Genomic DNA, 22,110 nt, shown 5'->3' on the forward strand with positions numbered 1-22,110 from the left:
AGACGCGCACTCCCTACGACGAATCCACCGCGTGGTCACACCACGCGACCCTCTCGGCCGCCACTTGACACCACAACGGCATGGGATGTCTGACCGGCACTCTGGCTCACTGCGGTACGGCAGACGGGCGAAGCGTGACAGCCACGCGCCGCCGGCAGCGGCGACGCCGGACGCGGGCGCCCCTCGTGGCGCCCAGCATGACAAGCTGTGCTTCCCACTGCGCGAACCCAGGAGATCACCATGACTGCAGAGTCTGCGTCGCAAGAAGGTTCGGAGCCGGCTGGCGCCGAAAGCCCTGCCCTGGCGCCCGACGATGACGGCCAGTATGACTTGAAGGGCAAGTTTCGGGAGGCCCTGGCGCGTAAGCGCGGCATGCAGGCGAAGGCCGCCGCCCTCGCTGCGAACACCGATGCGTCGAAGGCCCGCGGCACGCGCGGTCCGGCTGCGAGCCAGCGCTCGTTTCGACGAAAGAGCGGTGGCTGAGTTCAAACCGGCCGCCGGATGGGACTCGGCCGGGCACGGCCCGGCCGCCATGCCGGTGATTGTTGGAGATGGCGGCGAGCATGGACGACGAGGCCGTGTTCGGGCCGGTCTCACCGGAGTTTGACCTGTCCCACTGCTGGTCAGTCGGCAAGGCAGCGGATTCTGATCACCAGGACGTGCTGCGCACATTGGCGTGAGCAGCCTCAGCCCCGGGCCTTCCCTGAGAAGAGCAGGTGGCTTCGTTGATCTCCAAGGACAGCGTTTGTCGACGGTTTCCGGAGGCAGTTGGTGATCAACCGGCTCTGGAATGTGGATGAGAAATGACGGCACTGCGTGGATGCGAACGTGGGGACGGCCAGCCGCCCGAAGGGCGGCTGGCCGTCGAGGCAGGTAGCGGCAGAGGTCAGTGCCTGTTTCTGATCTCCGGTGGCCGGGTGAGAGAGTGCAGCCCTTGATGTTCGCGCGGTTTCGACCGGCGTTTAATCACTTGACCCGGCCCGTACGGTGTTCGAGTGAAGGACACTCTGATCGACGAACTCCGCACCGCGTATGACGCCCAACTCCGTGGTGTCACCCCGCCTGGCGGCAGCGCCCGCGTCGAGAAGGACGGCCCGTTGACCCGTGTCGTCGGTTGGCACCGTGGCTTCGTCACAGGCCCACGCGACCTCGGTGTGTGCGGGGCAGAACTCGACACGCTCATAGCGCGGCAGCGTGACTTTTACGCTGCCCGTGGTGAGGCGGTCGAATGGAAGACTCGCGCTCACGATCTCCCCGCCGACCTCACCGACCGACTCACCGCGGCCGGCTTCGTCGCCGAGGACAGCGAGACTGTGCTCATCGGGCAGTCCGCAGACCTTGCCGCCGACCCCGTCCTGCCCGACGGCGTGACCCTCCGCCGTGTCACCGCCAGATCAGACCTCCAGCACATCGCCGCTATGGAGAGCACCGTCTGGGGCGAGGACTGGAGTTGGCTCGCCGACGACCTGGCCGCCCGGATCGAGAACGCCCCAGAGAACACCATCGTCCTCGTCGCCGAGGCACGCACCGAAGTCGTCTGCGCCGCCTGGCTGGTGTTCAATGACGGCGTCGACTTCGGCGGCCTCTGGGGCGGCTCAACGCTCACGGAATGGCGCGGACAGGGCATCTACCGGGCCATGGTCGCCCACCGAGCCCAACTCGCTGCTGCCCGCGATGTCCCCTACGTCTACGTCGACGCCTCAGCCGACAGCGCCCCGATCCTCACCCGCCTTGGCCTGCACGCAGTCACCACGACGACACCGTATGTCTGGTCGCCCTGAGCTCAGCCGGCCTTCGCCGGCTCCTCGGCTCGCGCCCGGGTACTGGCCAGGCGGTAGGAGTCGGTGCCGGTCTCGATGATGGTGCCGTTGAAGGTCAGGCGGTCGACGAGGCCGCGCAAAGGCGGGGGTCTGTGAACGTCTTGGTCCAGCCTCCGAACGACTCGTTGGAGGCGATGGCGACGCTGTTCTTCTCCTCGCGCTCGGTCAGAACCTGGAACAGCAGTTCGGCGCCGTGGCGGTCGAGTTCCATGTAGCCGAGCTCGTCGATGCAGAGAAGGTCAACGCGGCCGTAGCGGGCGATGGTCTTGTTCAGCTGCTTCTCGTCGGCGGCCTCGACCAGCTCGTTCACCAGCTTCGTGGCGAGCGTGTAGCGGACGCGGTAGCCCTTCATAGCGGCCTCGGTGCCCAGCGCGATGAGCATGTGGGACTTACCGGTGCCGGAGTCGCCGATCAGGCAGAGCGGCTGACTCTTCTTGATCCACTCGCAGCTGGCCAGGGTGTGGATCGTGGCCGGGTCGATGTTGGGGTTGGCGTCGAAGTCGAAGGTCCGCAGCGACTTCTCCCGCGGGAAGCCGGCTGCCTTGATCCGCCTCTCCGAGCGGCGGCGGGCCCGGTCGTCGCACTCGGCCATCAGCAGCTCGGCGAGGAAGCCGCGGTAGGTCATCTGGTCCTTCATCGCCCGGTCGGCGATCTCGGGGAACTCGTTGCGGATCGACGGCAGCCGCAGCATGCGGCAGGCGGTGTCGATGGCGGCGTCGGCGGCCTGCTCGGTCAAGCCGCGCTGGCGGGGCAGGGTCACTGTGCTTCTCCCTCTCGGTGGTCACCGCCGCTGGCGCGACGACGTCGGAGCAACTGGTCATAGGGGGTCACCGACGGCAGTGGCCTGGTGTCCGGCGGGAGATGGGACAGCTTCCACTCGTGCAGGGACGTCACGTTCGCCGGCGGCTTGCCGGACAACAGTTGGCCTGCCGGGGCGGGTTCGGTCTCGGCCTGGGCGGCCTTGCGGGCCTCCAGCGCGACGGCGTCAGCGGTCATCGCCCCGGCCCGCAGGGCCGCGGCCACGCCGGCGACGATGTGCTCATGCGGCAGGTGCCGGCCCAGCAGCAGGACCTCGATCAGGGCCCGGGTGCCGTCCCGCTCGCCGTGGACCTTCTGGGCCTGAGCCCACCAGGCGTCGTGGACCGGGGTGAACCTGCCCGCCGAGCGAGCCTGTTCGAGGGCGGTGGAGCCGGGAAACGCGCCGGGCTTGCGGACCAGGACCTCCAGGTAATGATCCAACTCCAGGCGGACGGCCCCCTTGGCGATCAGCCTCTCGTGCCGGGCCACTTCCACGTTCTGGTCGTAAACCACCAGGTGAGAAGCGTGCAGGACGACCCGCACCCGCTTGCCGATCAGCCGGATCGGCACCGAGTAGCGATTGGTGCGGACCGGGATCTGACCGTAGCGGTCGACCCGCGGGGTGAACAGCCGGCCCGTCTCGAACGGCTCCTCGGGCAGGGGCATCAGCAGCGGCCGCTCGAGCGCGAAGCACTCGGCGACGGTCTTGGACCGGGCACCGATGCGGCGTGCGTCGTCCTGCCGGTCCCACCGCTCGACCATCTCGTTCAGCTCGGCGAGCGAGGAGACCTCGGGGACGGGGACGAAGTGGTTGCGGCGGAAGTAGCCGATCATCCCTTCGACGCCGCCCTTCTCGTGGGCGCCCTCGATGCCCGGCCGGCAGTAGAAGCTCTCGATGCCGAACCTCCGCGAGTTCTCGAATTCTGAAGGGCCGTCGTGACGAACCCACGGGTTCAGGAGCGAAGTTTGCTTGGACTGAGACGGCGGTTCAGAGCTTGCTTCCAGCGTCGGCGATACCGGGAGAGGTCATTCGAGAGCCGGGGTTGTGCTCGGAGTGCCGCTTGCCGTCGGCGTCGGGCTCGGAGGCGCGGGTCGCCGGATGCAGCGCGGTCATCAGCTCCAGGCCGGTCACCGCGGTCGATCCGCGCGGCGTCATCACCCGGGACGCGTACACACCCAGGACGCGGGCGAGTTCGGCCGGCGGGAGCTGCCCGGCCTCGCCCCAGTGCCGGGTGTCCAGCGCGTGCCACGACGGGATGCACAGCTGGACGCAGGCCCGCTCCGAGCCTTGCGCGGGGCGGTAGATCCGCGCCCACGGCCCGAACCCGCGCTTGGTCAGCTTCCAGTCGGCGCGGGCCAGCTGCTTGATGACCTTGTGGCCCTCCGGGATCCGCCCGGCGAGCCGCTCCTCATCCGTGAGCGCGGCCGGGAGGCCGTAACGCTCCAGCGCGGCCTCGGTGAGTACGAGCAGCGGGTCGGCGTCCTTGCCCGGCCCGGACAGCTTCGGCTGCCCGAGACGAGCCTCTTTGAGTGTCCACTCCACCAAGGCCGGGATGCTCTTGGCGGGCACGTCCAGGACCAGGCCGCCGGGGCAGTACGCCAGCACCTGCCCGTCCTCGACGTCGACGACTGCGAGCGGTCCGTTCTCGAAGCGCGGGTCGGTGCCGCCTGCCGGGGTGCCGGCCGGGGCCGCCTTCTTCGCGCCCGGGCGGCGCGACGTCGACGTACTCCTGGTGGTGCGCGCCGGACGCGGCGCGGCCTGCGGAGCAGCGGCGGGAGCGGGGGCGGTCTGAGTGTTCTCGTGTGCAGTCATGGCCGCAGCCTCGGAGGCTGGGCCTGCGGACAGAGCCTGTTCTGCCGGGGCGGGCGTGCCGGTGAACGTGGCCTGCACCGGCGCGGCCGTCGACTCCGGCGCAGTCGTGGGTGCGGGGTAGAGCTCCGCGAGCTGCTTGAGCAGCCGGGCGTATGCCTCGCGCTCCGGACCGCGCGGCTCGGTCGGCTTCTTGATCGACTCCCAGCCGGACACCGTGGCCCGGCGCACCTTCAGCGCGGCGGCGACTTCGTCCAGCGTCAGGCCGTGCGCCTGACGCAGCCGCTTGCGCTCCTCCGCGGGCGGCAGCGGAGAGCGGGATGCGACCAGCGCGTCGACCGCGTCGAACAACTCGGACATGGAACACCTCCTGACCACCAGCCTATCCCATGAACCGTACCCATCGTGCACTTTTACCGTACGGATCGCGTACGGAGCGTGTTCGATGGCTGGGAGGTGCACACTTCCGTAAAGTGGTGTGCATGACGGAGACGACCTACTCGATCGTGGAAGCCCGCGCCCGCCTGGGCGCCATCGCGCGCGAGGTCAGCGCCACCCGTGAACCGGTCGCCATCACCGACCACGGCCAGACCGTCGCCGTACTCGTCAGCCCCGCCGACGCCCTGGAACTGCAGGAGCTGCGCGCCCTGGCCGCCTACCGCGCCCGCCAGGCCCGCGGCGAGGACGCCGGCGTCCCGCACGACGAGGCGTACCGTCGTGTGTTCGGCGGAGCTGAGGCGTGAGCTACGAGGTCATCTGGGAGCCCGAGGCCCTCGCCCAGGCGGAGCGGTTCGCCAAGGACCACCCCGACGGGGTACGGCAGGTGTTCAACGCTGTCGACCGCCTCGCCGACAACCCCCGCCCCGACGGCGCGTTCGGCAGCGCCGACCTGCTGCGCATCCACATCGGCGCCTACCGCGTGATGTACGAGATCAGCGACCAGCAGGTACGCGTCAGCGTGATCCACCTCGGTCGCGTGCGCTGACCGGGAACGACGGCAGCCAGGTGTTGCCGAGAGGTGCTGGCCCCGTACCCCTCATGTGCGCCTTCCTTGCCCGGCAACGCGTGGGATGCGCTCGAAGGTGCACCAGTGGATGCTGCGGTGGAGGCTGGAGACGTGGAAGTGCCGACGCAGGCGATGTGGACAGGCTGGATCACGTTCGGCCTGGTCAGCCTGCCGGTGCAGCTGTTCCCGGCGACACGACGACACGGCGTGGATCTGCACGAGGTGCACGCCGCGGACGGCTCCCGCATCCGGCACCGGCGCGTATGCCAAGCCGAGCGCCGCGAGGTCGACAACCGGGAGATCGCGAAAGGATACGAAACCCCCGACGGGCACACGGTGGTGCTCGAAGAAGGAGATCTCCAGGCCCTGCCGCTGCCCAGCAAGCACGTCATCGACGTCCTCGGATTCGTCCCCGTCGACGGCCTGGACCCGATCCTGTTCTCGCGCGCCTACTACGCCGCCCCGCACGGGCAGGCCGGGCAGCGGCCGTACGCACTGCTGGTGGCCGCGCTGACCCGGGCCGAGCGCGCGGCCGTGGCCAAGGTGACGCTGCGCACCAGGGAACGCCTGGCAGCAGTCTGGCCGCGCCGGGACACACTGGTCGTCCAGACACTTTTGTGGCCCGAAGAAGTCCGCGAACCCGGGAACATCGCATCGACCACGCCGGTGACCGGCCAAGAACTGGAGCTCGCCTCCCTGCTGATGACCCAGATGCCCGACGTCGACCTCGCCGAGCTGCACGACGACTACGCCGCAGCACTGCAGCAACTGGTGGCGGCGAAGGAATCCGGAGGCCAACTGGTGCAGTCCGCCGAGCCCGAGCCGGCGGTGGACTTGATGGCCGCGCTGGAGGAGAGCCTGCGCAAAGCCGCCGACCAGGGTCGCACGCCAGGCTGACCAGCAGCGCCAGCGCCGACGGCGTCGGGGCAGCGACGGTGCCGCTGGTGGCCGGACCTCCCTGCCAGGCCGGCCATCGAGTTCGCTACGGCCGAGCCTGCTCAGCCCTGGGGCGTTTCCTGCATCCGCTCCTCCGCAACGTCCAGGGAATGGCGCACCGCACCCAGCGCCACGGCTTGTTCCCTCAGCGTCGACTCATGCACGGTGACCGGTACCAGGGCGTGGAGGTGCAGATGACGGCGGACCGGCTCCAGCAGGACGTCTCCCGCCCGGGACACCCGGCGAGCGCCATACGGTGGACCGCGGGTCAGCCTCAGGGGTTCATGCGTCAAGAAATCATCAAATAAACGCCCGACGGCATCACAAAGCCGCTAATGAGACTTGCCGAGCAATTGGCGCAGAACTGTTCTGAATGAGCCGGTTTCCACCGATTTCCCTGCGCCCACATTGTCACGTCGCAGGCGAGCATTCCCTTCCCATCGTCGCTACGAGGGTGTCGCACATGTCGGATCTTGGATTCATCGTCCTAGCCATCGCCGCGTTCGCCCTGATCGGTCTGATCGCCAAGGGAGTGAGCCGACTGTGAGCCTGGACAACATCGTCGGCCTGGTCGTCGCCGTCTGCCTGGTGATCTACCTGGTCCTGTGCCTGATCTTCCCCGAGAAGTTCTAGCTGCGTTCCTCATGGTCCGTAGCCGGAGAGGTTCTCCATGAACGCCACTCTCGAGGGCTGGTTGCAGATCATCGCCCTAGTGGGTGCGCTGGCCCTGACCTTCCGCCCGTTCGGCGACTACACGGCCCATGTCCTGACCTCCCCCCGTCACTGGCGGGCGGAGCGCCTGGTTTACCGGGTCGGCGGCGTGCACGCGGACGCCGAGCAGACGTGGCCGGGCTATCTGCGCAGCGTGCTGGCGTTCTCCTTGGTTTCGGTGCTGTTCCTCTACGGCTTCCTGCGGCTGCAGAACCATCTGCTGCTCTCCCTCGGCATGAAGCCGGTGGCTCCCGACTTGTCCTTCAACACCGCCGCCTCCTTCGTCACCAACACCAACTGGCAGGCGTACTCGGGCGAGTCGGCCATGGGCCATCTGGTGCAGATGGCGGGCCTGGCGGTGCAGAACTTCGTCTCGGCGGCAGTCGGGATCGCCGTGGTCGCGGCCCTGATCCGCGGGTTCACCCGCAAGAAGACCGACCGGGTCGGCAACTTCTGGCAGGACCTCACCAGGATCGTGCTGCGGATACTGCTGCCGATCTCGCTGGTCATGGCGGTCGTTCTGGTCGCCGCGGGCACGATCGAGAACTTCCACGGCTTCCAGTCGATCACCACCATCGCCGGGGAGCATCAGTCCATCCCCGGCGGCCCGGTCGCCTCCCAGGAGGTCATCAAGGAGCTGGGCACCAACGGCGGCGGGTTCTACAACGCCAACTCCGCCCACCCCTTCGAGAACCCCAATCCGTTCACCAACTGGCTGGAGATCTACCTGCTGCTGGTGATCGGCTTTTCGCTGCCGCGCACCTTCGGCACGATGGTCCGTGACAAGCGGCAGGGCTACGCCATCGTCGCCGTAATGGCGCTGATCTGGGCCGTGTCGGTGGGCATCCTCACCGCCAACGAGCTGCACAGCGTGAGCAGTTCGGCCGGACACGCGGCCGGCGGGATGATGGAGGGCAAGGAGCAGCGCTTCGGGATCTGGGCTTCGGCCCTGTTCGCCGTGTCCACGACCCTGACGTCCTGCGGTGCGGTCAACTCCTTCCACGACTCGTACACGCCGGGCGGCGGCGGCCTGACGATCTTCAACATGATGCTCGGCGAGATCGCGCCCGGCGGCACCGGGTCCGGTCTGTACGGGATCTTGATCCTGGCCATCGTGGCGGTCTTCGTCGCCGGGCTCATGGTCGGCCGCACGCCCGAGTACCTGGGCAAGAAGCTGCGCGGCCGGGAGATGAAGTACGCCTCGCTGTACATCCTCACCACCCCGGCAATCGTGCTGGTCGGCACCGGCATCGCGATGGCCTTGCCGGGTGAGCGGGCGGCGATGCTCAACCACGGCCCGCACGGGTTCTCCGAAGTGCTCTATGCCTTCACCTCGGCCGCCAACAACAACGGCTCCGCGTTCGCCGGGCTGAGCGCCAACACCGTCTGGTACAACACCGCGCTCGGGCTCGCGATGCTCCTGGGCCGCTTCCTGCCGATGGTGTTCGTGCTGGCGCTGGCCGGATCGCTCGCCCAGCAGCAGCCGGTGCCGACCACGGCGGGCACGCTGCCCACCCACCGGCCGCAGTTCGTCGGCCTGCTGTCCGCCGTGATCCTCATCGTCGTCGGCCTCACCTACCTGCCCGCGCTCGCGCTGGGGCCGCTCGCCGAAGGGTTGCACTGATGCCCACCACCACCTTGGAAGCCAAGGCACCGAAGGGCCCTCCGGGGGCCGCACCGCCTCGGATCTCCGCGGGGATGCTGGAGCCCAAGCTGCTTCTCGCCTCCGTCCCCGGAGCGCTGCGCAAGCTCGACCCGCGCCTGATGGTCAAGAACCCCGTGATGTTCGTGGTCGAGGTCGGCGCGGCGCTGACCACCCTGTCTGCGATCAAGGACCCGAGTGTTTTCGCCTGGGTGATCATCGGCTGGCTCTGGCTGACCGTGGCCTTCGCCAACCTCTCGGAGGCGGTGGCGGAGGGACGCGGCAAGGCACAGGCGGAGACACTGCGCCGGACGAAGAAGGACACTATGGCCCGCCGTGTCCTCCATGCCCGGCAACCTGGCGCACCGGAGGTCACCGAGGAGATTGCGGGCACCGAGCTCCGACTCGGTGACCTGGTCGTGGTCGAGGCCGGCGAGGTCATCCCTGGTGACGGCGATGTGGTGGAGGGCATCGCGAGCGTGGACGAGTCCGCGATCACGGGTGAGTCGGCTCCGGTTATCCGTGAATCGGGCGGTGACCGCTCGGCCGTGACGGGCGGGACGAAGGTGCTCTCCGACCGCATCGTGGTGCGGATCACCTCGAAACCCGGCGAGACCTTCATCGACCGGATGATCGCGCTGGTGGAGGGCGCGGACCGGCAGAAGACACCGAACGAGATCGCGCTCAACATCGTCCTGGCCTCGCTGACCATTATCTTCATGGTCGCCGTGGTGACCCTGCAGCCGTTCGCCATCTTCGCCGGCGCCGAGCAGTCCATCGTCATCCTCGTGGCACTGGTCGTCGCTTTGATCCCGACCACGATCGGCGCGCTGCTCTCCGCGATCGGCATCGCGGGCATGGACCGGCTGGTGCAGCGCAATGTGCTGGCCATGTCCGGACGCGCCGTGGAGGCCGCGGGCGACGTCAACACCCTGTTGCTGGACAAGACGGGCACCATCACCCTGGGCAACCGGCAGGCCGCTGAGTTCCTGCCGGTCAGCGGCATCGACCTGGAGACACTGGCGGACGCTGCCCAGTTGTCCTCGATCGCCGACGAAACGCCCGAGGGCCGCTCGATCGTGGTCCTCGCCAAGGAACGTCACGCGCTGCGCGCAAGGACCGAAGGCGAGCTGGCACATGCCGAGTTCGTCCCGTTCACCGCGCAGACCCGGATGTCGGGGGTGGACCTCAACGGCACGCTGGACAACCGCTCGCTGCGCAAGGGCGCGGCCACCGCGGTCATGCGCTGGGTCCGCGACCACGGCGGCCACCCCACCGACGAGGTCGGCCCGCTGGTCGACGGCATCTCCGCCACCGGCGGCACGCCTCTGGTCGTCGGCGAGGTGGTGCGGCAGGCAGGTGTCGAGAGCGCCCGGATCCTCGGTGTCATCCACCTCAAGGACGTGGTCAAGCACGGCATGCGCGAGCGCTTCGACGAACTGCGCCGCATGGGCATCCGCACGGTGATGATCACCGGTGACAACCCGCTCACCGCCAAGGCGATCGCCGAGGAGGCGGGCGTGGACGACTTCCTCGCCGAGGCCACGCCCGAGGACAAGATGGCGCTGATCAAGCGGGAGCAGGCCGGCGGCAAGCTGGTCGCGATGACCGGCGACGGCACCAACGACGCCCCCGCCCTGGCCCAGGCGGATGTCGGGGTGGCGATGAACACCGGCACCTCGGCCGCCAAGGAAGCCGGCAACATGGTCGACCTCGACTCCAACCCGACCAAGCTCATCGAGATCGTCGAGATCGGCAAACAGCTCCTGATCACCCGGGGTTCGTTGACCACCTTCTCCATCGCCAACGACATCGCGAAGTACTTCGCGATCATCCCCGCGATGTTCGCGAGCGTCTACCCGGGGCTGCACCATCTCAACATCATGGGCCTGCACAGCCCGACCTCGGCAATCGCCTCGGCGATCATCTTCAACGCGCTGATCATCATCGCGCTGATCCCGCTGGCCCTGCGCGGTGTCCGCTACCGGCCCTCCTCCGCGGCGGCGTTGCTCAGCCGCAACATCTGGATCTACGGTCTCGGCGGCCTGGTGCTGCCGTTCCTCGGCATCAAGGTCATCGACCTGATCATCCAGTTCGTCCCCGGACTGCACTGACCGACAAGGAGGGCGATCCTCGTGCTCGGCTCCCTCGCCCACGTGGTCCGCCACCACCTGGCGGCGCTGCGCATGCTGCTGGTGTTCACCGTGATCCTGGGCATCGCCTATCCGCTGGCCGTCACCGGCATCGCCCAGGGCCTCTTCCCGCACCAGGCCAACGGATCCATGATCAAGGACAGCGGACGTCCAGTTGCCTCCGCCCTCATCGGCCAGAACTTCAACCTCCCGCTGCGCAAAGGCCAGACCACGCCGGCACCCGACCCCAAGTGGTTCCAGCCACGCCCGTCCGCGGCGGGGAAGGCCGGCTACGACCCGACCAGCTCCGGCGCCTCCAACCTGGGCCCCAACAACGCCACGCTGATCAAGACGATCGCCCAGCGCCGGGCCGCGGTGGCCGCGTTCGACGGCGTTCGGCCGAGCAGCGTTCCCGTCGACGCGGTCACCGCCTCCGGCTCCGGGCTCGACCCTGACATCTCACCCGCCTACGCCTACGAGCAGGTGAACCGGGTGGCGAAGGCCCGCGGGCTGGACCCGGCCGCGGTCCGCAAGCTCGTCGCGGCGCACGTCAGTGGCCGCCAGCTGGGTTTCCTGGGTCAGGACAGCGTCAACGTCGTCCGGCTCAACCACGATCTGGCCGCGTTGCAGCAACGATGAACATGCACCGCGCACCATGCGTCACGCGGTCCGGTCCCGCGAGCTCCCCCTCGCCCGACCGGGCTGCGGCACTCCTGGCGTGGGGGCGTCGTCCAGCGCAGGGAGAGGGACGGAGATGACGCGACACGTGCTGGTCGTCGACCACGAGCCGCAGCTGTTGCGCGCCCTGGACGTCAGTCTGACCGCGCAAAGCTACGCCGTCGTCACCGCATCTGACGGAGCCAGCGCCCTGCGCCTGGCCTCCAGCAAGCCGCCGGATGCGGTCATCGTTGACCTCGACCTGCCGGACGCCGACAGCACCGACGTCATCACGGGCCTGCGGTCCTGGTCGTCCGTGCCCGTCATCGCGCTGTCGGAGCACGCCGCACCCGCCGACGTCGTCGGCGCGCTGGACGCGGGCGCCGACGACTACGTGGCCAAGCCGTTCGCCATGGAGGAGCTGCTGGCCCGGTTGCGTGCCGTGCTGCGGCGTACGGACCGTGGTGGCGGACCTCGGACGGTCACCGTCGGCGACTACGCCGTCGACCTGACCGCCTGCACGGTGGTGAGCGACTCGGGGCGCGGCGAGACCGTCCACCTCACGCCCAAGGAATGGCAACTGCTCGCCACGCTGTTGCGCTATCCGGGACGGCTGGTCACCGGCCATCAACTGCTGCGCGACATCTGGGGACCGGGGCACGACGAGCACTCCAACTACCTGCGCATCAACATCTCGGGCCTGCGCCACAAACTCGAGCCCGACCCGGCGCATCCGCGCTACCTGATCACCGAGCCCCGCGTGGGCTACCGCTTCGAACCTAGCGGAGACAAGGCGCGGTGAGCGCGGCAGACACGATCGTCATAGCGGTCTTCGCCGCCTGCGGCGGTTGCGTGATGGCGCTCGCCGGACTCACCGGCCTGCGCCAGGCCCGCAGGATCGAGCGGACCGGCCTCAGGGCCTGGGCGCTGGTCAAGCCCAACCCCGGAGCGCGTGGCGAGGATTCCCCGTCGCCACGCCCACTGCTCCAGTTCAGCACAGAGACCGGCCAAGTGGTGGAGATCGGCAGTCCCGTACCGCCGACACGACGACGGCCATTGCACGACGGCGACACACTGCTGATCAGCTACGACCCGGCCGACCCAGGCAGCATCGTCGTCTACAACCGCGAACGGCGCTTGCTGGACTACGGGTTCATCGCCGCCGGAACGCTCATACTCCTGCTCGCACTGGTCCTGGTCAGCCTCGCAGCGCCGTAGCCCGTGCTCAGCATCCCCACGGGCGCTTCGCCACTTACAGAGCGGCTTCACCGTCCTGGCTGTGCTCGTGCTGATCCTCATGATCGCCGCCGATATGCTCCAGTTGCCACGTCCCCTGGTCGATGCGGAGCCGGCTGGTGAACGCCCGCAGAAGCCGGGCGTCCTCGGCGCTGAGACGGCCGCCTGCCAGCGCCAGGATCCGGCCACCGGCCACAGCGGCGGTGAAGGGTGCGTCTTCGGGGGTCTCCGGTGGGGAGAGGCCTGCCGCCGCTTCGGACTCCCATCCGCTGTCTGTCTGCCGCAGGAGTGCGACACCCTCCAGATCGAAGGTGCGGCGCAGGGCGTCGACGAGGTCGGCGGATGCCATCGCCCCGGCTGCGAGCACGTCGGCCACCAGGCGAGCGAGACTTTCGGCTTCCACCTGCGCGCGGGTCACCTGGAGTGCCCGTCTGGCCAGGCTGTCGACGAGGAGGCCGACAGTGACGCCGACGACGGCGAAGACGAACAGGCCGACGAGATCGATCAGCCGGTCGACGCGCAGGCTGTAGTAAGGGCGGGTGTAGAGGAAGTCGGCGGCCAGGAAACCTGTCACCGTCGCCAGGGCGGCCGGCCCGAGACCACCGACGACGGCCGCGAGAACGACGGTGAGGAGCGTGCACAGCAGTGCTCCCGCCAGACCGAGACTGCCTCGGGCGGGAAGCAGCAGCGCCGTCACCACCAGAGGGGCGAGCACCGACAGCGCCCAGCCGATCGCGGTGCGTCGGGCCGACAGGGGCGCCCGGCCCCGGTGCGTGCGGCGGACGAGGCGGGGCAGCCGGGCGGTCAGCGGGTACTTGGACGGCCTGTGCGGCGGGATGACGTGGACCTCTACCGGTCCGGCCGCCCGGACGACTCGGTTGATCACGGAGCCGTACAGCATCTGGTAGCCGTGACTGCGGCGGCTGGCGCCCAGGACGAGCTGGCTCGCGTGTTCCGCGCGCGTGAAGTCGAGGATCGTCCGGGCCACGTCCTCGCCGGCGACCTGGACTTACCGCCCCCGAGTTCGGCGAGCAGCCGGCGCTGGCCGCTCAGCCAGGGCGGGTCGGGCTCCTTCAGGCCACTGGGGTTGCGGACGTGGACGCCGACGAGTTCGGCCCCTGTGCCGGTGGCCAGTTGGGCGGCCCGGTGGAGGACTCGCTCGCCCTCCGCCTCGCCCGTCAGCGCGGCGACGATCCGCGAGCCGCGTCGGACGACCGCGCTGCCCGGGCCGGTGGCGTGGTCGTGGATGTGATCACGGATCCACTGATCCGCGAGCTCGCGCAGTACCGTGATGTTGCCTGGACGGAAGAACCCGGCCAGCGCCCATTCGGCCCTGTCGGGCGGGTAGATCCGGGTCAGTCGGCGGCGCAGGGCTTCGGGGTCCAGGTCGATGACATCCACTTGGTCGGCCGCGGCGGCGACTGCGTCGGGAACCGTTTCGTGGACGGGCACGCCGGTGAGTTCCTCCACTTGATCGCTGAGGCTCTGCAGATGCTGGACGTTCAGCGCGGAGACCACGTCCACTCCCGCGTCCAGCAGTTCCTCGACGTCCTGCCACCTCTTGTCGTGGCGGCTGCCCGGTGCATTGGTGTGGGCGAGTTCGTCGACCAGAACGGTCTGGGGGTGACGCGCGAGGATCGCCTGCACGTCCATTTCACCGAACCTGGCGCCGTGGTGGGCGACCGGCTTGCGGGGAATGACCTTCAGGTCGTCCAGACCGGCTGCGGTGTCCTGGCGATCGTGGGTCTCGGCCAGTCCCACCACGACGTTGTTGCCCAGCTCAGCGAGGCGGCGGCCTTCCGCCAGCAACGCGCACGTCTTGCCGACCCCAGGGGCCGTGCCCAGATACAGGTGCAACCGACCGCGCATGACCGTCACTGCCAGGAAGCCTGACTCCAAACGCGTTCACCTCGAGCATATGCAACACCCGCGGTGCTCACCCTGACGACCTGCGCCGAGACCGACGGCCCGAAAGCGGCGGCCCTGGAGAAGGACATGGGCGGCGACCTTCGTACCGTTGGCTGCCGGGCCCACGGGCGGGAGGTGGTGCCGACGACGGCTCAGACGTACCAGAACTCAGTCCGCCGCACGACGCGCCGCGTTTCCGCTCTCGGCAGCCGCGGGCAGGCTCAGCACAGCGGTCAGACCGCCCCCGGCCGTGGCCTCCCACCGCAGTTCACCACCAATCATCTGCGCGAGGTCCGCACACAGACGCGGCACCAGACCGGTGACCGGAACCAGGGCACCGACAGCCTCCCTCGCTTCGACGTCGAGGGGACCGTGATCGGCCAGCCGGATCTCGACCCGGCCGTCAGCCGTCCCTACGGCCACGGCGGGCGGCTCGCCGTCGGGGCTGCGGCGCAGCGCATGGGCCGCCAGATCGGTCACCACCCGGGTGAGCACCGTGGCATCCGCGATCACGTCCGGGAGATCCTCGGTCATCTCCAGCGTCAGGATGTGCCCGCCCGGCCCGAGGTCACCGAGCGCGACCGCCATGACCTCATCCATGTCGACCGGTCGCAGATGCACATCCAGGGCCCCGGCGTGCGCCCGACTCAGGTCCAGCACGTCGCCGACGAGCGCCCCGATCCGGCGGACGGCCTGCTGGGACCGATCACACAGCGCGGCCCACTGCGCGGCGGTCGCGGGCGTCCGACGCTCCCGCAGCCGCTCCAGCGCCCCTTGTGCCGCCGCGACCTCCGCCTCCAGGTCGCTCGCGGCAGCCTGCAGTGCCTCAGCACGGCGCCGGTCGGAGACGGCACGCTCGCTCAGGGCCTCGGCCTGCTGGCGACTGCGTCGGCTTTCCCAGGTCGCCGCCACCTGAGCGGCGCAGCCGTGCAGAAGGCGCCGGTCGGCCGCATCGAGAGGCCGGCCGCGCGCGGCCAGCATCAGCTCGTCCGTCACCGACACCTCCGTGTCCGCCTGCTCCGGTCGCTCGGGCGAGCGGGGCCCCGAACTGGCGGTAACAAACCACCGTCGGCTGTCCGAGCCGTTCCGCTGGAGCAGGCTGATCGCCTCAAGGCCGAAGGTCGTACGGACGCGTTCCAGCAAGGCCGGCAGATCGTCCCGGTCGCGCAGCGCCGACGTCGCCAGATCCGCAAGGGCCCCCGCCTCCGCCGAAGCCCGCGCGTGGCGACGAGCCCGCCGGGCCGACCGTTCGACGGCCAAACTGACCACGATGGCCACGGCCACGAACACCACCAGGACGGATGCATCGCCGACGCGTGCCACGGTGAGCGAGTGGATCGGCTGTACGAAGAAGTAGTTGGCCAGCGCACCGGCCCCCAGCGCAGCGACCAGAGCCGGATACAGGCCACCCACCACCGCGACGCCCACCACAGCCATCAGGTACACCAGCAGCTCACCGGCCAGCCCGAACCCCCGTACGGCGGTCAGCGTCACGGTCAGGACGGGCAGCAGTACCGCCGCCAGCACCAGCCCCCACCAGAACCGGCCCCGGCCGAGACCACCCGTCAGCGGAGGCAGAGCCGACGCCTTGGCCCGCTCCCTGCGCCCGTGCGTCAGGACGTGCACGTCGAGGCCACCCGCCTGCCGGGTCACCTGGGCCACCACGCGGTCACCCAGCACCTCGTGCAGCGGACCGTACGCCCCGCCCAGCACGATCTGCGTGGCGTTCTCCGCACGCGCGAACTGCAACAGCGCCTGGGCGACGTCCGCATCCATCACCTGGTGGTAGCTGCTACCCAGTGACTCCACCAAGGCCCGGTGCCCGGCCAGCACCACCGGATCGGCGCCCACCCGGCCGTCATCGCGCGCCACGTGCACCGCCAGCAGCTCACTGCCCGGGATCCGGCCCGCGATCCGCACCGCACGCCGGATCAGCGCCTCCTCGCCCCGCTTGCCGGACAGCGCGACGACGATCCGCTCCTTCGTCTCCCAAGGCGCGACGATGCCGTGCTCCGCGCGGTAGCGCTGCAGCCCCTCCTCGACCCGATCCGCCACCCACAGCAACGCCAGCTCCCGCAGCGCGGTGAGGTTGCCCGGCCGGAAGTAATGGGTGAGAGCCACCTCGACGCGATCCGGCGGATAGACATTGCCGTGAACCATACGGCGCCTGAGCGCCTCGGGCGTCATGTCGACCAGCTCCACCTGCTCGGCGCGCCGCACCACCTCGTCCGGGATCGTCTCCGCCTGCCTGACCCCGGTGATCTCCTCCACCACGTCCGCCAGCGACAGCAGGTGCTGGATGTTGAGCGTGCTCACCACGTCGATCCCCGCGTCCAGCAGCTCCTCGACGTCCTGCCAGCGCTTCTCGTTACGGCAGCCAGGAACATTGGTATGCGCCAGTTCGTCGACAAGAGCGACCTGCGGCCGGCGCGACAGCACCGCGTCCAGATCCATCTCCGTGAACTCAAGGCCCCGATACACCATAGTCCGACGCGGCACCAGCTCCAGCCCCTCGGCCATCTCCAACGTCAGCCGACGGCCGTACGGCTCCACCAGACCGATCACCACATCGGTACCGCGCCCCCTGCGACGCTGCCCCTCGGCCAGCATGGCGTACGTCTTGCCCACCCCGGGGGCCGCTCCCAGGTACACCCGCAGACGCCCACGAGCCACCACCGACCACCTCCCTGCCCCGGTCCCACGGCAGCCCGGCCACCGGTCGCATCCGGCAGCTGATCCACTGCCCATACTGCGACCGCCTGGGCGCGAGTGCCACGAAGGCCGACCCAGAACGCGGGCAGCTTGCAAGGGGCAGGTACGGCCGTCCGGAGCTGGCTCTGAGACGTAGGCTGCCGTGTCGGCGCCGTGCTGATCAGTCTGACGCTCGCATTGCTGCCGCCAACAGGCATGTAGCTGAGCGTCACGGTCGTCGCGCACGGTGATTCTCATAAATGGAACAGATGCGAGAGTTCTGCAGGAGCCCCGGAAGCGATCACGTTTCCCCAGGTCACCGTTCGCGAAAGTCCTCTCGAAATCGGCATGTTGTGCGAAGCATTTCTGAGAGACTGCCGCCGTGAATTTGACGCCCGATCAGGCCGCATTAGCGGTAGAACGTCGCGACTGCCCGAACTGTCACGCGCCCGCCGGCAGCGCCTGCCGCACTCGGGGCGGGAAGACGGCCGCGAAGTACCACACCCCGCGTTTCATTCTCGTACCCGCGCTGCGCGAGGAACTCGAAGTGCCGGTGCCTGCCGACCGCGGCCCCGGCCGGGCGTGGAGACAGGGCTCCGCGCTCGCCGTGGTCCCGGCGCCGCGTACCGAGCAGCCGGTGCGGATGGGGTATGCGAGGACGTCGACCGCCCGGCAGGAGCTGGCGAGCCAGCTGGAAGCCCTCCGCCCGGCGGAATGCCACAAGATCTTCCACGAGCAGATCAGCACCCGCGTCAAGGTCCGGCCCGAGCTGGAGAAGGCGCTCACGCTGGCCCACCAGTTCAAGGAGGCCGCCCCCGAGACGCCCGTCATCTTCACCGTCCACGAACTCAAGCGCCTCGCCCGCAATGCCGCCGAGCTGATGACGCTGTCCGCCGAGCTCCAGGCCGGCGGCATCCAGCTCGAACTCCTCACCGGCCCGCTCACCGGCATCTACGACCCCAACGGCATGGGCGCGATGTTCTTCGCCGTGCTTGCCGTCGCCGGGCAGATCGAGCGCAACTACATCCGGGAGAAGACCCTCGAAGGCCAGGCCATCGCCGCATCCAAGGGCAACCATGGCGGACGGCCGAAGGTCATCGACGACGACATGCTCACCTTCGCCCTCGCGCTGAAGGACAAGGGCGTCCCCGTTCCCGACATCGCGAAGAAGCTCACCATCAAGACCGGGAAGAACGCGGGCAAGTCCCCGTCCGTCGCCTCCCTCTACCGGGCGTTCACCGCAGCCGAGCAGGCTGCCGCGGACGACGGCCTGCCGGTCAGGCCCGCGCCCGTCCGCATCCGGCGCCCCGACGACCCGCTGACGCCTGAGGAAGCAGATCTCCGAGAACGCCTTCAGGCACAGGTCCACCAGCGCTCTGAGGACGAGTAGCCAGCAAGATCATTCTCACCGATAACCGCTGTACCGATGTTCCCCAAGGCCGGTGTCTTGCCCGGTGTCAGCCGTCGTCGGCTGCCAATCCGATGGTCCACGGAGTTGGAATGCGGGCTCCGCGGTAGCGGTAGCGCTGGGGATGCCGTGTTTGCGGCGGAGCCAGATCGCGACGCGGTGCCACACGTGGTGGTCGACCGCATTGAAGGTCCGCTTCGCCGCGCCGTGGCGGAAGTAGGTCGCCCACCCGGTCAGGGTCCGGTTCAGGCCCTCCAAGAGGGTGGCCAGACTCTGATTCTGAACGGGCACGGCGGGTGCGGAGGGCGGCCCGGGGAAACGGGCTGGTCGCAAGGCCAGCACCGCGCCCCGGGCCGACCCTACTCCTCTGGGTGAAGTGACCACGCGGACGCCGGCCGAGGTGGCCGCGTTCATCGGTAACGAGAGGACCAGGGCGCCTGGGAACCGGAGCGAGTACGTGAGGAGTAACCCGCCTTGCCGGTTCTTCCCCTTCACGGAAGCGTGGGTGACCGGAGAGGGACGCGGAAGGGAGAGGCGGAGTGGTCGGCGTACTCCGGAGTCTGGCGCGGCCCATGTGGCTGGGTGTCGGCAGGCTCAGCACACCGCTGCTGCCGGACGACTTTCTGGCGGTTGTCGATCCGCTGTGGTCGTCCCGGTGGCCCATGGGCCGGGTGGAGGCGGTCCAGCCGGAGACGGCGGACGCGACGACGCTCGTGGTGCGCGCGGGGCGCGGCTGCGCGGCGCATCGTGCCGCCGGTCAGTACGTGCCGGTGGGAGTGGGCATCGATGGCGTGCTGCACTGGCGGACGTACTCGATCACGACCCCGCCGGACGGCACCGGCCGTTTCTCGATCACCGTACGGGCGGTCCCAGGCGGGCGGGTGTCGTCGTACCTGGCCCACCGGGCCCGACCGGGGGAGACTCTGCGCCTCGGACCTGCACAGGGGGCGTTCGTGCTGCCCGACCCGATGCCCGCGCGCCTGCTGTTCCTTACCGGTGGTATCGGCATCACCCCTGCCATGTCCATGCTGCGCGCGCTCGCCGGCCGCGCGGGCCGCCGCCCTGACACCGTGCTGGTGCACTGCGCACCCGACGCCGACCAGGTGGTCTTCGGCAGGGAGTTGCAGGACATGGCCGCCCACGAAAGCTGGTTCACGCTGCATGAACACCACACCCGCACGGAGGAACGGCTGCATCCGGCCCGCCTGGACCGCTTGTGCCCCGACTGGCCCAAGCGAGATACATGGGCGTGCGGGCCGGAAAGTCTGCTGGCCTTCGCCGAACGGGTCTGGCGCGATGCGGATGCCCGGCATCGGCTACGTCTGGAGCGGTTCCGGCCGCCGTCACCTGCCGTCCCAAGCGACGGACCCGGCATCACAGGGGGCCGGGTGCGCTTCACCCGGAGCGGTGTCGAGGCGGACGCAGACCCCACCACACCTCTGCTGGACATCGGCGAGGCGGCGGGTGTGGCCATGCCGAGCGGCTGTCGCGTGGGCATCTGCCACAGCTGCGTCAGTCCGCTGTCCGCCGGCAGGGTCCGCGATCTGCGAACCGGCGACGTCCACGGCGAGCCCGGCGACCTGATCCAGACCTGCGTGTCGGCCGCCTGCGGACCTGTGCACATCAACCTCTAGATGACGACCTGCCGAACCTGTCGGAAAGGAAAAGATTAGTGGCCGCGCTTGCTTTCGCGCCGTCCGACGCCGACGCCTTCGCGCTGGAACTGGACCGTATCCGCGCCGACGTTCTCGCGGAACGCGGCGTCGAAGACGCCCGGTACATCCGCCGCCTTGTCGCCGTGCACCGCATCCTGGAGGCCGGCGGCCGGGTGGCCCTGGCGGTATCCCTCCTGCCACCTGCCTGGCTGACCGGAACGGCGATGCTGACCACCGCCAAGATCCTGGAGAACATGGAGCTGGGGCACAACATCCTGCACGGACAGTGGGACTGGATGCGCGACCCGGCCATCCACTCCACCACCTGGGAGTGGGACTTCCCCACCCCAGCCGCCGCCTGGAAGCACACCCACAACGACCTGCACCACACCTGGACCAACGTAGTGGGCCGCGACCGCGACCTCGGCTACGTGATCATGCGGATGAGCAAGGACCAGCCCTGGCACCCCGCCCATCTCCTGCAGCCCCTGTACGGCGGGCCGCTGCTGGCACCGGTCTTCGAGTGGGCCATCGCCCTGTACGACCTGGAGCACGAGGCGGTCCTTCAGGGCCGCAAGTCTGTGCGTGCGTTCCTGGGCGACGTCACAGGTGTGGTCCGGAAGGCGGCACGGCAGTTCACCAAGGACTACGTCCTCTTCCCTCTGCTGGCCGGCCCGTCCGCACTTCCCTGCCTGCTCGGCAACCTCACCGCCAATGTGACCCGCAACATCTGGGCGCACACCGTCATCTTCTGCGGCCACTTCCCCGCCGGCGCGGAGTCCTTCACCGAGGACGAGATCGAGGGCGAGTCACGTGGCGAATGGTACGTACGGCAGGCACTTGGCTCCGCGAACATCGACGGCGGCCCCCTCCTGCACCTCCTCACCGGCAACCTCAGCCACCAGATCGAGCACCACCTCTTTCCCGACCTGCCCAGCAACCGCTACGCCCAGATCGCCCCCCGGGTGCGCGAGCTGTTCGAGAAGTACGGCATCCCGTACACCACCGGGCCGCTGCTGCGGCAGTACACGTCCACCTGGGCCCGCATCTGGCGCATGGCACTCCCGTGACGCCCCGGGCACCAGTCGGCCGCTACTGCGAACCTCGTTCCATACAGAGGGCCTCGGTTGACCTTCGCTCCTTCAGAGGCCTGACCAGCACCACAGCACACCTGAGCAGCTAAGGGGCGTACTCGGTGACTGGCTCGCCAGGCGATCTTCGGCAACCTTCCGCAGGATGGGGTGTGGTTGCCCGGCCGACGCGGACGGCGGGCGCTCTTCGTCGTGCGCGGCAGCCATGCCGCCCCGAGTTCAGGAGCACCACATGTCAGCGAAGACGGATGTGCTGATACCGGCACTGGAAGACGCCCGTGACGCCCACGCGGCGGTCGTCGACCGATTCCGGATGAATGCGGCCATCACGCCGCCGGGCACCGACCGGCTACGGCTCGAAAGCCAGGCGACCGAGGCGCAGTACCACCTTGGGCGCATCGAGGCCCGGATGCGCGAAATGCGCCCGCCCCGTGGGCTGCTGTCGGCCGCAGAGCAGCTGATGTGGGTGGTGACCCACGGCGCCGTGCGGGCGAGCGTACTTCCGCTTCAGGCAGGGGTGTCGGCCATGACGGAGATCGTGCGCGGTAGGGGGCTGGCCGATGAGCGCCGGCTGCTGAGGGCCGCCGAGGACGAGTACACGGCCGCAGC

At 69.2% G+C, this 22,110-nt stretch carries 19 protein-coding genes and 5 pseudogenes; 15 read left to right on the forward strand and 9 right to left on the reverse strand.

Translation table 11 applies throughout. The features are described 5' to 3' along the window. The first annotated feature begins 240 nt into the window (after positions 1-240). Complete coding sequence (locus ABZ818_RS38080) at positions 241-483, forward strand: DUF5302 domain-containing protein (protein ID WP_361425478.1); 243 nt, start codon at positions 241-243, stop codon at positions 481-483. A gap of 512 nt (positions 484-995) precedes the next feature. Continuing rightward, positions 996-1,781: a GNAT family N-acetyltransferase gene (locus tag ABZ818_RS38085; protein ID WP_361425481.1), complete on the forward strand. Its 786-nt coding sequence runs from the start codon at positions 996-998 to the stop codon at positions 1,779-1,781. Positions 1,782-1,783: 2 nt separating this feature from the next. Here the strand turns inward: ABZ818_RS38085 and istB are convergent. The 3 genes and pseudogenes from istB to ABZ818_RS38100 all read right to left on the reverse strand — a co-directional run. Beyond that, a pseudogene (gene istB / locus ABZ818_RS38090) lies at positions 1,784-2,580 on the reverse strand (IS21-like element helper ATPase IstB). Beyond that, positions 2,577-3,452 (reverse strand): hypothetical protein, encoded by an 876-nt coding sequence (locus tag ABZ818_RS38095; protein WP_361425484.1) that lies wholly within the window; start codon positions 3,450-3,452, stop codon positions 2,577-2,579. Before ABZ818_RS38095 ends, istB begins: the two are co-directional and overlap by 4 nt. Before the next feature lie 199 nt (positions 3,453-3,651). Then, positions 3,652-4,788: pseudogene (locus ABZ818_RS38100) on the reverse strand (helix-turn-helix transcriptional regulator); the annotation flags it as partial. A gap of 122 nt (positions 4,789-4,910) precedes the next feature. Between ABZ818_RS38100 and ABZ818_RS38105 the strand changes: the two are divergent. From ABZ818_RS38105 to ABZ818_RS38115, 3 genes are all read left to right on the forward strand, one after another. Then, complete coding sequence (locus ABZ818_RS38105; protein WP_361425487.1) at positions 4,911-5,171, forward strand: type II toxin-antitoxin system Phd/YefM family antitoxin; 261 nt, start codon at positions 4,911-4,913, stop codon at positions 5,169-5,171. Continuing rightward, entirely contained in the window at positions 5,168-5,413 is a 246-nt protein-coding gene (locus ABZ818_RS38110) for a type II toxin-antitoxin system RelE/ParE family toxin (RefSeq protein WP_361425490.1), read from the forward strand. Before ABZ818_RS38105 ends, ABZ818_RS38110 begins: the two co-directional genes overlap by 4 nt. Before the next feature lie 132 nt (positions 5,414-5,545). Continuing rightward, positions 5,546-6,331 carry a Ku protein gene (locus ABZ818_RS38115; RefSeq protein ID WP_361425493.1) on the forward strand — a complete coding sequence of 262 codons (786 nt, stop codon included), beginning with the start codon at positions 5,546-5,548 and terminating at the stop codon, positions 6,329-6,331. Between the two features lie 101 nt (positions 6,332-6,432). Here the strand turns inward: ABZ818_RS38115 and ABZ818_RS38120 are convergent, their stop codons facing one another. Beyond that, complete coding sequence (locus ABZ818_RS38120; RefSeq protein ID WP_361425496.1) at positions 6,433-6,609, reverse strand: hypothetical protein; 177 nt, start codon at positions 6,607-6,609, stop codon at positions 6,433-6,435. Positions 6,610-6,913: 304 nt separating this feature from the next. Here ABZ818_RS38120 and kdpF point away from each other — a divergent pair, with 304 nt between their 5' ends. From kdpF to ABZ818_RS38150, 6 genes are all read left to right on the forward strand, one after another. Beyond that, complete coding sequence (kdpF, locus tag ABZ818_RS38125) at positions 6,914-7,003, forward strand: K(+)-transporting ATPase subunit F (protein WP_351236030.1); 90 nt, start codon at positions 6,914-6,916, stop codon at positions 7,001-7,003. Between the two features lie 37 nt (positions 7,004-7,040). Next, positions 7,041-8,705 (forward strand): potassium-transporting ATPase subunit KdpA, encoded by a 1,665-nt coding sequence (gene kdpA / locus ABZ818_RS38130; protein WP_361425500.1) that lies wholly within the window; start codon positions 7,041-7,043, stop codon positions 8,703-8,705. After that, a complete protein-coding gene (gene kdpB / locus ABZ818_RS38135) occupies positions 8,705-10,837 on the forward strand; it encodes a potassium-transporting ATPase subunit KdpB (RefSeq protein ID WP_361425503.1) in 2,133 nt (710 codons plus the stop codon). Before kdpA ends, kdpB begins: the two co-directional genes overlap by 1 nt. A gap of 21 nt (positions 10,838-10,858) precedes the next feature. Continuing rightward, positions 10,859-11,494: a potassium-transporting ATPase subunit KdpC gene (gene kdpC / locus ABZ818_RS38140; protein ID WP_361425506.1), complete on the forward strand. Its 636-nt coding sequence runs from the start codon at positions 10,859-10,861 to the stop codon at positions 11,492-11,494. A 115-nt stretch (positions 11,495-11,609) separates the two neighbouring features. Continuing rightward, positions 11,610-12,314 (forward strand): response regulator transcription factor, encoded by a 705-nt coding sequence (locus ABZ818_RS38145; RefSeq protein ID WP_361425509.1) that lies wholly within the window; start codon positions 11,610-11,612, stop codon positions 12,312-12,314. After that, positions 12,311-12,730: a DUF3592 domain-containing protein gene (locus tag ABZ818_RS38150; RefSeq protein WP_361425512.1), complete on the forward strand. Its 420-nt coding sequence runs from the start codon at positions 12,311-12,313 to the stop codon at positions 12,728-12,730. Before ABZ818_RS38145 ends, ABZ818_RS38150 begins: the two co-directional genes overlap by 4 nt. 34 nt (positions 12,731-12,764) lie before the next feature. Here the strand turns inward: ABZ818_RS38150 and ABZ818_RS38155 are convergent, their stop codons facing one another. The 4 genes and pseudogenes from ABZ818_RS38155 to ABZ818_RS38170 all read right to left on the reverse strand — a co-directional run bounded on the left by ABZ818_RS38155 (position 12,765) and on the right by ABZ818_RS38170 (position 17,332). After that, complete coding sequence (locus ABZ818_RS38155) at positions 12,765-13,634, reverse strand: DUF4118 domain-containing protein (protein ID WP_361425523.1); 870 nt, start codon at positions 13,632-13,634, stop codon at positions 12,765-12,767. A 33-nt stretch (positions 13,635-13,667) separates the two neighbouring features. Continuing rightward, positions 13,668-13,736, reverse strand: a pseudogene (locus ABZ818_RS38160) (hypothetical protein); the annotation flags it as partial. 272 nt (positions 13,737-14,008) lie between these two features. Continuing rightward, positions 14,009-14,617 (reverse strand): annotated as a pseudogene (locus tag ABZ818_RS38165) (sensor histidine kinase KdpD); the annotation flags it as partial. 207 nt (positions 14,618-14,824) lie between these two features. Then, complete coding sequence (locus ABZ818_RS38170; RefSeq protein ID WP_361425526.1) at positions 14,825-17,332, reverse strand: DUF4118 domain-containing protein; 2,508 nt, start codon at positions 17,330-17,332, stop codon at positions 14,825-14,827. Positions 17,333-17,900: 568 nt separating this feature from the next. On the opposite strand from ABZ818_RS38170, the gene ABZ818_RS38175 reads away from it, so the two are divergent. Beyond that, entirely contained in the window at positions 17,901-18,737 is an 837-nt protein-coding gene (locus ABZ818_RS38175) for a recombinase family protein (RefSeq protein ID WP_361425515.1), read from the forward strand. Positions 18,738-18,752: 15 nt separating this feature from the next. Here ABZ818_RS38175 and ABZ818_RS38180 read toward each other — a convergent pair whose 3' ends face one another. After that, positions 18,753-19,169, reverse strand: a complete 417-nt coding sequence (locus tag ABZ818_RS38180; protein WP_361425518.1) for a group II intron maturase-specific domain-containing protein — start codon at positions 19,167-19,169, stop codon at positions 18,753-18,755. Positions 19,170-19,327: 158 nt separating this feature from the next. On the opposite strand from ABZ818_RS38180, the gene ABZ818_RS38185 reads away from it, so the two are divergent. The 3 genes and pseudogenes from ABZ818_RS38185 to ABZ818_RS38195 form a co-directional block, all read left to right on the forward strand. Beyond that, positions 19,328-20,389 carry a ferredoxin reductase gene (locus ABZ818_RS38185; protein ID WP_361425529.1) on the forward strand — a complete coding sequence of 354 codons (1,062 nt, stop codon included), beginning with the start codon at positions 19,328-19,330 and terminating at the stop codon, positions 20,387-20,389. Between the two features lie 38 nt (positions 20,390-20,427). Further along, complete coding sequence (locus ABZ818_RS38190; RefSeq protein ID WP_361425520.1) at positions 20,428-21,480, forward strand: acyl-CoA desaturase; 1,053 nt, start codon at positions 20,428-20,430, stop codon at positions 21,478-21,480. 253 nt (positions 21,481-21,733) lie between these two features. Further along, positions 21,734-22,110: pseudogene (locus ABZ818_RS38195) on the forward strand (hypothetical protein); the annotation flags it as partial.

Origin of the sequence: Streptomyces sp. NPDC047453 (assembly GCF_040643155.1) — a bacterium.
Taxonomy (GTDB): Bacteria; Actinomycetota; Actinomycetes; order Streptomycetales; family Streptomycetaceae; genus Streptomyces.